This is a genomic window from Streptosporangium sp. LJ11 (assembly GCF_051918945.1).
Classification (GTDB): Bacteria; Actinomycetota; Actinomycetes; order Streptosporangiales; family Streptosporangiaceae; genus Streptosporangium.
In genome coordinates, this window is sequence record NZ_JBPXMB010000005.1 from 199,393 (window position 1) to 210,839 (window position 11,447).

The window sequence follows — 11,447 nt, forward strand, 5'->3', positions numbered from 1 at the left end:
CCCCTCGACGCTCGTGAGCATGAAGAACACCACCGTCCTCATCTCCGGTGCGAGCATCGCGGGACCCGCGCTCGCGTACTGGCTGAGCCGTTCCGGCCACACCGTCACCGTCGTCGAGAGGGCGCCCGCGCTCCGTCCCGGCGGCCAGGCCGTCGACTTCAAGGGCGAGACCCACCGTGTCGTGCTGGAGCGGATGGGAATCCTCGACGAGGTGCGGCGGCGCCAGACCGGCGGTACCGACCAGACCATCGTCGACGCGGACGGCAGGCGGCTGGCGGTCATGCCCGGCGAGTTCACCGGCGGCGACATCGAGATCCTCCGCGGCGATCTCTCCGCCCTGCTGTACGAGAGGACCGCGGGGGAATGCGAGTACGTCTTCGGTGACTCCCTCACCTCGCTGACCGACACGGCGGGCGGCGTGCACGTCACCTTCGAGCGCGGCGCGCCGCGTACCTTCGACCTCGTGGTGGGTGCCGACGGCATCCACTCCAACGTGCGGCGGCTGGCCTTCGGCCCCGAGTCCGACTACGTGCGCTTCCTCGGCCACTACTACGCGCTGGCCGACCTCGGCGCGGATTCCGGCAACGTGATGTACAACGAACCCGGCCGGATGGTGGCGATCGGCGGCCCCAAGTCCCCCGCGTTCTTCGTCTTCGCCTCCGAGCGGCTCGACTACGACCGCTACGACGTGGAGCGGCACAGGCGCATCCTGGCCGACGCCTACCGGGGCATGGGCTGGCGGGTTCCCGAGCTCGTCGCCAGGCTGCCCGAGGCGCGCGACCTCTACCTCGACTCGATCAGCCGGGTCGAGGTCGACCACTACGCCAGGGGCCGGGTGGTGCTGCTCGGCGACGCCGCCTACGGCAACACCCTGGGCGGGTTCGGCACCGGCCTGGCGATCGTGGGCGCGTACGTGCTGGCCGGGGAGCTGACGGCGGCCGGTGGCGACCACCGGGCGGCGTTCCGCGAGTACGAGGAGGCCTTCCGCGGCTACGCCAGGGTGGCCAGGCAGGGCGGCGCCGGCCCCTTTCTCGCCCCGGCGACGTGGCGAGGGATCAGGATGCGGAACCGGCTCTTCAAGCGCCGGGTCCTGCTGCGGGCGATGCTCTGGATGACGGACAGGTTCGCCACGGACATCAGGCTCAAGGACTATCCGGCGCTCACCGGAACCTCCACCGCGACCTGAGAGGCGGCTTCGGACAGGAAGCTCGCGCGCCGGAGCAGGGGCCGGTCGCGGGCGGTGCCGATCAGGGTGCCCGCGTGCCCGGTCAGCACGGTGCAGCCGCCCGCGTCGCACAGGTCGGTCCATCCGGCGGGGGTCGCCACCGGCAGCCGCGTGCGGATCCGGCCGTCCGCGTCGGCCATGTACAGCCGGCCGTTCATCGCGGTCAGCGCCACGGCCTCGGCACCGGCACCGGCCTCGACCAGGCTCCAGCCGGAGGTCTCCGGGTCGAACAGCCACAGGCCCTCCGCGGCGGCGGCGAACAGCTCGCCGTTCACCATGCCCAGGCCGACCCCGCCGCGGGGTCCGTCGGCGAGGGTGATCCAGCCGTGCTCGGGGTCGCGGTAGACGAGCCGGTCGTCGGCGGTGAGACCGTACAGGCCGATCGGGTGGACGGCGGTGGCCTCCCTGGGGGTGGCCAGGGCGACCAGCGCGGGGGCGGTCCCCGCGGGGCGCCAGCGCAGGTTCTGGTCCGAGACCTCGCGGGTGAGCAGCGAGCCGCCGGAGGTGGCGCCGTACAGCAGGGAGTCGAACACGGTCAGCGCGCCGACCTCGTCCGCGCCGCCGATGGTCTCCCAGCCGCCCGCGCGCACCGACAGCCGGTCCAGCACGTTGCGGGTGATCCGGTCCACCGCCGGGTCGTGCAGGGTGTTGCCCCAGTTCACGGTGGAGGCGGTGAACACCGTCCCCGCGCCGAGGCCGAAGACGCCCATGGTGGCCATGCCGCCCTGGCCGTACCGGTGCCAGTGCCGCAGGTCGGCGGTGGCGAGGATGACGAAGGACGGCGGGGTGCCGTCGCGCCCGGTGGCCACCGGCACGCCGTCCTCCTCGACGAAGTCGCAGGCGTCCGTCTCGTAGCCGATGGCGCCCTTGCCGAACGTGTCGCCCTCACCCAGCTTGGTGCCCTCGAACACCCAGTGCTCGGGGAACCGGACGGTGTAGGACTCCTCGTGCATGAGCTGCATGTACGGCCCCCAGGTCCCGGCGCCGCGCCGGAAGCTGACCCCGGTCAGGCCGTTCTCCGGGCGGTTCACCGGCGCGCTGGACCACTCGACCGTGGTGAGGGCCGGATCCACGGCGGCCATCGGGTCGGCGATCGCGTCGCGGTAGCAGACCATGGTGCGCCCGTCGTCCTCGAGCCGGAACTGCCACCAGCAGGTGTTGCCGGAGAAGACGGCCAGGTTGCCGCCCCGGCGCACGAACTCCTCGACGCTGTCGCGCATCCCCGCCGACCAGTACTCGTCGTGCCCGCTGACCATCAGCAGCCGGTAGCCGGAGAGCAGCTCACGCCCCTCGTGCAGGTCCAGGGCCGAGCAGTGGTCGACGTCGTACCCGGCGGGCCCCAGCCAGCGGATCATGCCCTCCTCCCAGCGCTCGGGCGGCGGCCCGCCGCCGGGCCGGTCGAAGGACACCCGCGAGGCGCGGGTCGGCTGCTCGCTCCAGTAGATGGACTCGCCGGGGATGCCCGCCCGGTTGTAGGCCTGCCAGGTCGGGAACGGGATCGACAGCAGGATCGGTGAGCGGGGACGGGCGGCCCGTACGACGAAGTAGACCTCGCTGCTCTCCTCGTCGGCGGTGAAGACCGCGCGGTAGAGCGAGCTGGGCCAGCCGGCGGAGACGTCGAGCGTCCACACCGGGCCGGTGAACTCCCCGTCGAGTACGGCCAGGTCGGTGGCCACGTCCTCGACCAGCACCGAGCCGCGCAGCGGGGCGCGGGAGGCGCGGGCGAGGTGGAAGCGGAGCGCGCCGCCCTGGACGCAGGACGTCGACTCCGCGTAGGCGTGGACCGTCATCGGACCCCTCCGGCGTGCGTCCCTCGGGATCCGGCCGCGGGAAGGGCGTTCGGCCGGGCGGCTCCGGTCCTGGGGAGAGTGCTCGACCGGCCGGTTCCGGGCTTGGGCGGGACGCTCAACCGACCGGCTCCAGCACCTCGCGGAACGCGGCCTCGACCAGCAGCGACTCCAGGTCGAGCAGGTAGCGTTCCATGGCGGGACGGGGAAGGTGGCCGGTGTCGGCGGTGAGCGAGACGCCCAGCCCGCCGGGCTCGCCGGTCACGTGCAGGCAGAACCGGCAGTTGAGCCGCTCCTGGCTGAGCGGCCAGGTGAGCGTCGTCTCGTCCAGGGTCCGCCGCACGCTCGGCTCGTCGGGGGAGGCGTCCACCCGGTCGGTGAAGCGCATGTCGTTGAAGCAGCAGTACGGGTGGATTCTCACGCCCCGCTCCCGGCCGGCCCGCTCGGTGATCCGGTCCCGGTCGTCCGGGTCGTGGTAGGCGGACCGGTAGGCGCGCAGCGCGGCGGGTTTGGCCGCGCGCAGCAGCTCGGTGAAGCCGCCCCCGCGCAGGTCCAGCACGAACAGGCCCTCCTGGGAGAGCGTGGTGACCGCGTTGACGGTGCCGCCGCGGAAGCGGTTGCCCACGATCGGCAGCATCGCGCTCACGTCGTGCCCGGTCACCCTTCCGGCCAGCGTGGCCGCGGCGGCCAGCAGGACGGTCGAGGTGCTCGTGCCGCTCAGCGCGGCGATCCGCCGCACGGCCAGGTCCATCGCCCGGGAGACGAGGTGCGCCCGCCAGATCGGCGGATCCGCGGGGACGCCCGCCCGCCGGTCGAACATGGTCGGGGGGATGCGCCGGTACTCGCTCTCCCAGTGTTCCGCGGCCACCGCCGCGACCTTCAGACCCTGCTCGGAGCCCTGCCAGCGGGCCAGCTCCAGCGGGGAGGGCGGGGGCGGTCCGGGTACGGAGCCGCGCAGCAGGAGCAGCCGCAGCTCCGTGACCGCGACCTCGGCTCCGAGACCGTCGGCGGCCAGGTGGCAGAAGACGAGCACGATGTGGGTGACCTCGTCGCGGTCGACGACGAGCCCGATCCTGAGCGGCCACTCGTTCCCGTAGTCGAACGCGGTCTCCGCCAGCGTGTCCCGCAGCCGCTCGGGGTCGCCCTCCGACACGGTGACCGGGATGGAGCCGCCAGTCGCGAGCACCTGCCACGGCTCCGCGCCGTCGCCCTCCCCGGCGCCGCCTCCGTACGGTTCCGCGCCGTCGCCCTCCCCGGCGCCGCCTCCGTACGGTTCCGCGCCGCTCGCGCGGACGGCCCTCCCGCGCGGCGCCTCGCCCAGCCTGGTGCGCAGGGACTCGTGCCGTTCCACCAGCGCGCGCAGGACCTCGGCGGCCCCCGCCACGGTGAGCGGCCTGGCCCGTCCGGGCACGGCGAGCACGCGGCCGAAGTTGAAGTAGTGGTCGTCCGGCGCCGTCTTCCGGATCGTGTCCCAGATGGCCCGCTGCCCCCAGGTCAGCGGTGCCGTCTCCGACCGGCTCCCCGAGAACCGGATGTCCATGTGCTTCCCCCGTTCGGAAATGCGTTCAGGAGTGCGCGCGTCGCGCCTCGTTGATGTGGCGTTCCAGCGCGTCGAGGTCTTCCAGCAGGTCGAGCCCGTCGCCCGACAGGTCGATCTCCACCCCGAACTCGGTCTCCACCGCGTCGATCAGCCGCATCTGCGCCAGGGAGGTGACTCCCAGCGCGGACAGCGGGACCGTGGCGGTGAGCGCCTCCCTGGCCGTGACGGCTCCGTCGGAGGCCGAGGCCACCATCGCCGCCAGCCGTTCCCTAACCATTGCCAGCCCCTCTCGTACGGTCTCCGGCGCCGCTCGCCGGGATCCGGGTCCAGTCGCCGTGCATCTCACGCCCCTCTCGCGCTGAGGGGGCGCAGGTCGGTCCAGACACGGTCGATGTGGGCGAGACACTCCTCCTTGGTGCCGGAGACGCCCTCCTCGCGCCAGCCGTCCGGGAGGTCCCGGCCGTCCGGCCAGATCGAGTACTGCTCCTCGTGGTTGACCACGACGCGGTGACCCATCTCAGCTCCCGGTTTCCATGAGGCGCTCGGCCTCCTCGTCGGACATCTCGGCCAGCTCCGCGACGAGCAGTTCCTCCACCGCCGCCGCGAGGTCGGCCACGGTGCTGCGCGCGAACAGGGTGCGGATCGGCACGTCCACCTCGATGGCGGCGCGGAGCCTGGCGACGGCGCGGGTGGCGAGCAGCGAGTGCCCGCCCAGCGCGAAGAAGTCGTCGAAGGCGCCGATCTCCTCGATGCCCAGCACCTCGCCGAAGATCTCGGCCACCAGCTCCTCGGCGTCGCCGCGCGGGGCGGTCCTCGTCCGGGGCCCGGCCTCGGGCGCGGGCAGCGCGGCCCGGTCGAGCTTGCCGTTCGCGGTCAGTGGCAGCGCGGTGAGGCTCACCCAGAGCGCGGGGACCATGTAGGCGGGCAGCGTCCCGGCCAGGTACCCGGCCAGCTCGTCTCCCGTGGCCGTGCCGACGACGTAGCCGACCAGCGTCTCCCTGTGCACGGCCACCGCCGCCTGGCCGACGCCGGGGTGGGCCAGCAGCCGCGCCTCGATCTCGCCGGGCTCGATCCGGAAGCCGCGGACCTTGACCTGGTCGTCAAGGCGGCCGAGGAACTCCAGCTGCCCGTCGGCCCGCCAGCGCGCCAGGTCACCGGTCCGGTAGATCCGCTCCCCGCCGGGAACACCGGGAACACCGGGAACACCGAAAGCGCTGGGAACGCCGGAGCCGCCAAGGAGGTTGTCGTCAAGAGTGCGGAAGCGCTCGGCCGTGAGGTCCGGCCTGCCCAGGTAGCCGACGGCCACCCCGGCCCCGCCGACGCACAGCTCGCCCGGCGCCCCCGGCGGCACGGCCTCGCCCGAGCCGTCCAGGATCAGGATCGAGGTGTCGGCGATCGGGACGCCGATGGGCGGGCGCCCGGGGGAGCCGTCCAGCTCGGCGGCGGTGGCGATGATCGTCGCCTCGGTCGGGCCGTAGGTGTTGACCAGCCGCACCCGGTCGCCGAAGCGCTCACGCCAGCGGGTCACGGCCGCCTCGTGCACCTGCTCGCCGCCGAGGATCACCAGCCGCAGGGTCGGCGGCCAGGCGATCTCGCCGATGTCGTCGACGAGCGCGTGCCAGTACGCCGTGGGCAGGTCGAGCACGGTGACCCGGTCGAGGTGGTCGGGCAGGGTGACGCCGCCCTCGGGCAGCAGCTCCAGCCGGGCCCCGGCGGCCAGCGCCGGATAGATCTCCTCGGCGTGGGTGTCGAAGCTCAGCGAGGCGAACTGGACCACCCGGTCGTCGGGCCGCAGCCCGTACGCCTCGCGCATCCACCCGACGCGGGCGGCCAGGTTGCGGTGCGAGACCACGACCCCCTTGGGCGTTCCCGTGGACCCGGAGGTGTAGATCACGTAGGCGGCCGAGCCGGGCACCGGGGCGCTCACCGGGACGAGGGGGCTCTCGTCCGCGTGCGCGCGTGGCGTGCCGGGAGGCAGCCGGTCGCCCAGGCTCGCCGTGGTGAGGACGAGGGAGGCGCCGCTGTCGTCCAGCATGAAGGCGAGCCGCTCGGCGGGGTGGTCCGGGTCGAGCGGCAGGTAGGCCGCCCCCGCCCGCCAGACGGCGAGCAGGGCCGCGACGGCGTCGGGCGACCTGTCCAGGCAGACGCCGACCACGTCGCCGGGCGCGACGCCCCGCCCGCGCAGCAGCGCCGCCAGCTCGTCCGCGCGGGCGTCCAGCTCGGCGTAGGTGAGCGTGGTGTCCCCGCATCCGATCGCCACCGCGCCCGGCGTGGCCCGTACGGTCGCCGCGAACAGGTCCGGCACCGGGGGAGCGGGCGGTCGCGCGGGTCCCCGCGAGAGGCGCCGCAGCAGGGCGTCGTCGTCCCCGGTGCGCAGCGGCAGCTCGGAGACCCGGTCGCCGGACGCGTCCGGCAGCGCGGTGAGCAGCAGGCGGAACCGCGCGGCCATCGCCTCGACCGTGGCCCGGTCGAACAGCTCGGCGTCGTAGACGAAGCCGAGCGTCAGCTCGTGCTCGTCCTGCCAGGCCTCCAGCATCAGCTCGAGCTTGGCCTGCCGCATGCCGTGCTCGAACCCCGTGGTGGTCAGCCCCGCGAAGGCGTCGCGAGCCTGCGCGACGTCCTGCGTGTGCAGGATGAGCATGGTCTGGAACAACGGCGTGCGGGTCAGGTCGCGCTCGACCCTCAGCGCCGCCACCAGCTCCTCGAACGGCACGCCCTGGTGGGAGAAGGCGTCCAGGACGCCGATCTGGGTCTCGCGGAGCAGGTCCGCGAAGGTGGGATCGGCCGACAGGTCGCCGCGCATGACCAGGGTGTCGCTGAGGTAACCGACGACCGGTTCGAGCTGGACCCGGTCCCGGCCCGCGGTGGCCGTGCCGACCAGGATGTCGTCGCGCCCGGTGTGCCGCGACAGCAGGACCTGGTAGGCGGCGAGCAGGACCATGAACACGGTGGCGCCGTGCTCCCTGCCCAGCCGGGCCAGGGCGGCGGCCTCCGCCGCGTCCAGCCGGACGCTCGCCACGTCGCCGCGCCTGGCGGCCCCGGCGGTGCGCGGACGGTCGACCGGCAGGTCCAGCGGGGTGGGGTCGGCGAGCCTGTCCCGCCAGTAGCCGAGCAGGTCGCCGAGGTCGCGCCCGCGCTGCCAGAGGGCGACGTCACCGAACTGGAGCGGGACCGGCGGCAGGGCGGTGGCACCGGAGTACAGCCGCGACACCTCGTCGAAGATGAGGTTGAGCGACCAGCCGTCGCCGAGGATGTGGTGGAGCACGACGCACAGGACGTGGTCGTCCTCGGCGATCCTGATCAGGGTGACGCGCAGCGGCGGCCTGGCGCCCAGCTCGAAGGGCGCGTTGGTCAGGGCCGCGACCAGTTCCAGCGCCCCGGCCTCGCCCGCGGCGTCCGTCTCCTCGACGGTCACGGGACCCGGCGGGTCGACGACCACGACCGGCACGCCGTCCACCTCGGGGAAACGGGTGCGCAGGCTCTCGTGCCTGGCGACCGTCCCGGTCAGCGCCCCGGCGAGCGCGTCCCGGTCCAGCGGCCCGCGCAGCCGCCTGACCAGGCACATGTTGTACGACGCGTCGTCCGGGTCGAGCCGGTTGAGGAACCAGAGCCGCTCCTGGCCGAAGGAGAGCGGCGGTACGGTTCCCTCGGGCCTCGGCCGCGGCCCGTCGCTCCTCCCGCCGGACGCGGTGGCGATCAGTTCCGCCAGCCCGGCGACCGTCGGCCGGGTGAACACCTCCCGGACCGGCACCTCCGTCCCGGACAGCGCCGCCAGCCGCGCGGTGACCATGGTGGCGAGCAGCGAGTGCCCGCCGAGGGCGAAGAAGTCGTCGTACGCGCCCACCTCCGCCGTCCCGAGCACCTCGGCGAAGACCTGCGCGACCATCCGCTCGCCCGGGGTGCGGGGAGCGATCGCGTCCCGCGCGGGCGCCGCGTCCACGTCGGGAAGCGCGTTGCGGTCGATCTTCCCGTTGGGGGTGAGCGGCAACGCCTCCACCTCGACGAACACGCTGGGCACCATGTAGCCGGGCAGCTCGCGCGCGGCGCGCTCCCCGAGCCCGTCGAGCGCTCCCGCGCCGTCCGTCTCCACCCGTGATGACGAGGTGGGCGCGGTGGGCACGACGAAGGCCACCAGCCGGTCCCCGCGCACCGCGACGACCGCCTGCCGCACGCCGGGGCAGGCGTCCAGCACGGCCTCGATCTCGCCCAGCTCGATGCGGTGACCCCGGAGCTTGACCTGGTTGTCGGTCCGGCCGAGGAACTCCAGGGTGCCGTCGTTGCGGAGGCGGACGCGGTCTCCGGTCCGGTAGTGCCGCGAGCCGCCGGGACCGGGGACGAAGCGCTCCGCGGTCAGGGCCGGGCGGCCGAGGTAGCCGGTGGCGACCCCCTCGCCGCCGATGAGCAGCTCTCCGGCCACCCCGATCGGGCACGGCCCGCCGCCCGGGTCGGCGACGTGGACGACGGTGTTGGCGATCGGGCGGCCGATGACGATCTCGCCCGGGTCCTCCGGGACGTCCCAGGCCGTGGACCAGATGGTGGTCTCGGTCGGGCCGTAGACGTTGACGAGCCGGTCCACCCGGGGACGCAGCTCGCGGGCGAGCCGGGGGGCGAGCGGCTCGCCGCCGGTCAGCCCCACCACGCGCGGCAGGTCCCCGGCGAGCAGGACCCGCCACCCCGAGGGCGTCGCCTGGACGTGCGTCACGCCCTCGTCCCCGACGAGGCGCGCGAGCCGCACCCCGTCGCGGGCCGTCTCCGCGTCGGCGACGACCACCCGCCCGCCCGTCACCAGCGGCAGGTAGAGCTCCAGGGCGGAGATGTCGAACGACAGCGAGGTCAGCGCCAGCCACACGTCCCGCGGCGAGGACCGCACCAGGTCGCGCATCGCCAGCAGGAAGTTGGTCAGCGCCCGGTGAGGCACCACCACTCCCTTCGGCCGTCCGGTGGACCCCGAGGTGTAGAGCACGTACGCGGTGTCGCCGGGAAGCGGCCGCGCGGGCGCGGCGGTCGCAGTGCCGGTCGCAGTGCCGGTCGTCGCGCCGGTCACCGGGGGGAGGTCGTCGAGGCCGGTCAGCACCAGCGCCGCCGCGGAGTCCTCGATCACGTACGCGACGCGCGCCTCGGGGTAGTCGGGGTCGACGGGGAGGTAGGCCGCGCCGCTCATCGCCACGCCGAGCAGGGCGACGAGCATGTCGATGCCGCGTTCCATCCGGACCGCGACCAGCGAGCCGCGCCCGATCCCGGCCGCGCCCAGCCGCCCGGCCAGCTCCGCCGACCGCCCGGCCAGCTCCGCGTACGTCAGCTCCCGCGCGCCGGCCCCGTCCACCGGTCTGTCCATCGGCCCGCCGGCCGGCGCGCTCACCGGTGTGGTCGCGGGCGTGGAGGTGTGAGCGGACGTGGCGCGTACCGCGACCGCGTCGGGGGTCGCCGCGGCCTGTTCGAGCAGCAGGTCGACGAGGGTGACCTCGGGCGGCTCGGCCGCGGTGTCGTTCCACCCCTCCAACCGGGCGAGCTCCGCGTCCGGCAGCATCCGCAGCGAGCCCACGGGGGAGCCGGGATCCGCCACGACGGCCGTGAGCAGCTCCTGGAAGCGGGCGACCATCCGTTCCACGGTCTCGCGGTCGAACAGCTCGGTGCTGTAGATGGCGGTGCCGTGCAGGGCGCCGTCGCCGCCGGGGTAGATGTCCACCGACAGGTCGAGCCTGGCGCGGGCCCAGCCGTTGGGGAAGTAGGTGGCGTCGAGGCCGGGCAGCGGATCGGCCGGCTCGCCGTGGGTGTGCAGGGCGAACAGGGTCTGGAACAGGGGCGTGCGGCTCAGGTCCCGCTCCACGTCGAGTTCCACCACGAGGCGCTCGAAGGGGACGTCCTGCCGCGAGAGCCCGTCCAGTACGACCCTGCGGGTGCGCCGGAGCAGCTCCTCGAAGGTGGGGTCGCCGGAGACGTCGCAGCGCAGGGCCAGCGTGGTCGAGAGGAAACCGATCATGGTCTCCAGCTCGGTGCTGCCGCGACCGGCCGAGGGGGTGCCCACGCAGAAGTCGGTCTGGCCGGTGTGCCGGTGCAGCAGCACCTGGTAGGCGGAGAGCAGCACCATGAACGGCGTGCACCGGGTGCGGCGGGCGAGGTCGCCGATCGAGGCGGCCACGTCGGAGGCGATCCGGAACTCGACCTCGGCGCCCGCGCCGGTCCGCCGGGCGGGACGCGGCCGGTCTGCCGGGAGCTCCAGGGGAGGCACTCCGGCCAGCCGTTCGGTCCACCAGCGGAGCTCGGAGTCCGCGGGGCGCAGGGCGCGCGCGTACTCGCCGTACTGCAGCGGCAGCTCGGGCAGCGGGGCGGTGCCCCGGCTCCCGTAGTGGGTGGCCACCTCGGAGCGGAGCACGTTCAGCGACCAGCCGTCGCCGTTGATGTGGTGCAGGACGACGCAGAGCACGTGGTCGGCGGGGCCGAGCTCGATCAGCGAGACGCGGAACGGCGGTGCGGCGGCCAGGTCGAAGGCCGTGTTGGTGAGCGCCGAGACCAGGGCCGCGACCTCCTGCTCGCCCTGGACGGTGAGCCGATGGACCGTCACCGGTGACGGCGGCTCGACGATCGCCACGGGCTCCCCGGCGATCTCGCGGAACCGGGTCCGCAGGCTCTCGTGCCGTGCCGCCACCGCGGTGAAGGCGGCCTCTAGGGCGATCTTGTCAAGGCGACCTTTCAACCTGTAAACATAGGAGGTGTTGTAAGCAGAGTCGCCTGGATCGAGCCGATGGAGAAACCAAAGCCGCTGCTGGCCATACGACAGGGGGTATTCCGTCCCTGATTGGCCGGTCGAAACGGTCTCCGGTGGGAACACGCAGGGCTCCTTTTTCGGCCGCGGGCCCGGTAGTTCACGCAATCGCGTTGGAGGTTAGTACGCAAA

Annotated in this window: 6 protein-coding genes; 1 reads left to right on the forward strand and 5 read right to left on the reverse strand. The window is 73.8% G+C overall.

The window, feature by feature from the left end:
• Nucleotides 1–19 precede the first annotated feature (19 nt).
• The gene (locus ACTOQ3_RS09950) at nt 20–1,186 is read left to right on the forward strand and encodes an FAD-dependent monooxygenase (RefSeq protein WP_440083055.1); all 1,167 of its coding nucleotides are present in this window, start codon (nt 20–22) and stop codon (nt 1,184–1,186) included.
• Here ACTOQ3_RS09950 and ACTOQ3_RS09955 read toward each other — a convergent pair.
• The 5 genes from ACTOQ3_RS09955 to ACTOQ3_RS09975 form a co-directional block, all read right to left on the reverse strand.
• Nucleotides 1,150–3,015, reverse strand: coding sequence for a N,N-dimethylformamidase beta subunit family domain-containing protein (locus tag ACTOQ3_RS09955; protein WP_440083056.1), 1,866 nt, complete (start codon nt 3,013–3,015; stop codon nt 1,150–1,152). The genes ACTOQ3_RS09950 and ACTOQ3_RS09955 overlap by 37 nt on opposite strands.
• 115 nt (nt 3,016–3,130) lie before the next feature.
• Nucleotides 3,131–4,552: a hypothetical protein gene (locus ACTOQ3_RS09960; protein WP_440083057.1), complete on the reverse strand. Its 1,422-nt coding sequence runs from the start codon at nt 4,550–4,552 to the stop codon at nt 3,131–3,133.
• A 25-nt stretch (nt 4,553–4,577) separates the two neighbouring features.
• On the reverse strand, nt 4,578–4,829 hold the full coding sequence (locus ACTOQ3_RS09965) for an acyl carrier protein (protein WP_440083058.1): 252 nt from the start codon (nt 4,827–4,829) through the stop codon (nt 4,578–4,580).
• A 65-nt stretch (nt 4,830–4,894) separates the two neighbouring features.
• Nucleotides 4,895–5,068 (reverse strand): MbtH family protein, encoded by a 174-nt coding sequence (locus ACTOQ3_RS09970; protein ID WP_350972660.1) that lies wholly within the window; start codon nt 5,066–5,068, stop codon nt 4,895–4,897.
• Nucleotide 5,069: 1 nt separating this feature from the next.
• Nucleotides 5,070–11,381: an amino acid adenylation domain-containing protein gene (locus ACTOQ3_RS09975; protein WP_440083059.1), complete on the reverse strand. Its 6,312-nt coding sequence runs from the start codon at nt 11,379–11,381 to the stop codon at nt 5,070–5,072.
• Nucleotides 11,382–11,447: the final 66 nt, after the last annotated feature.

Excerpts from the sequence above, each read along its gene's own strand:
- ACTOQ3_RS09970 (WP_350972660.1), bottom strand. The coding sequence starts at position 5,068 with ATGGGTCACCGCGTCGTGGTCAACCACGAGGAGCAGTACTCGATCTGG.
- ACTOQ3_RS09955 (WP_440083056.1), bottom strand. The coding sequence starts at position 3,015 with ATGACGGTCCACGCCTACGCGGAGTCGACGTCCTGCGTCCAGGGCGGC.
- ACTOQ3_RS09950 (WP_440083055.1), top strand. The coding sequence starts at position 20 with ATGAAGAACACCACCGTCCTCATCTCCGGTGCGAGCATCGCGGGACCC.
- ACTOQ3_RS09965 (WP_440083058.1), bottom strand. The coding sequence starts at position 4,829 with ATGGTTAGGGAACGGCTGGCGGCGATGGTGGCCTCGGCCTCCGACGGA.
- ACTOQ3_RS09960 (WP_440083057.1), bottom strand. The coding sequence starts at position 4,552 with ATGGACATCCGGTTCTCGGGGAGCCGGTCGGAGACGGCACCGCTGACC.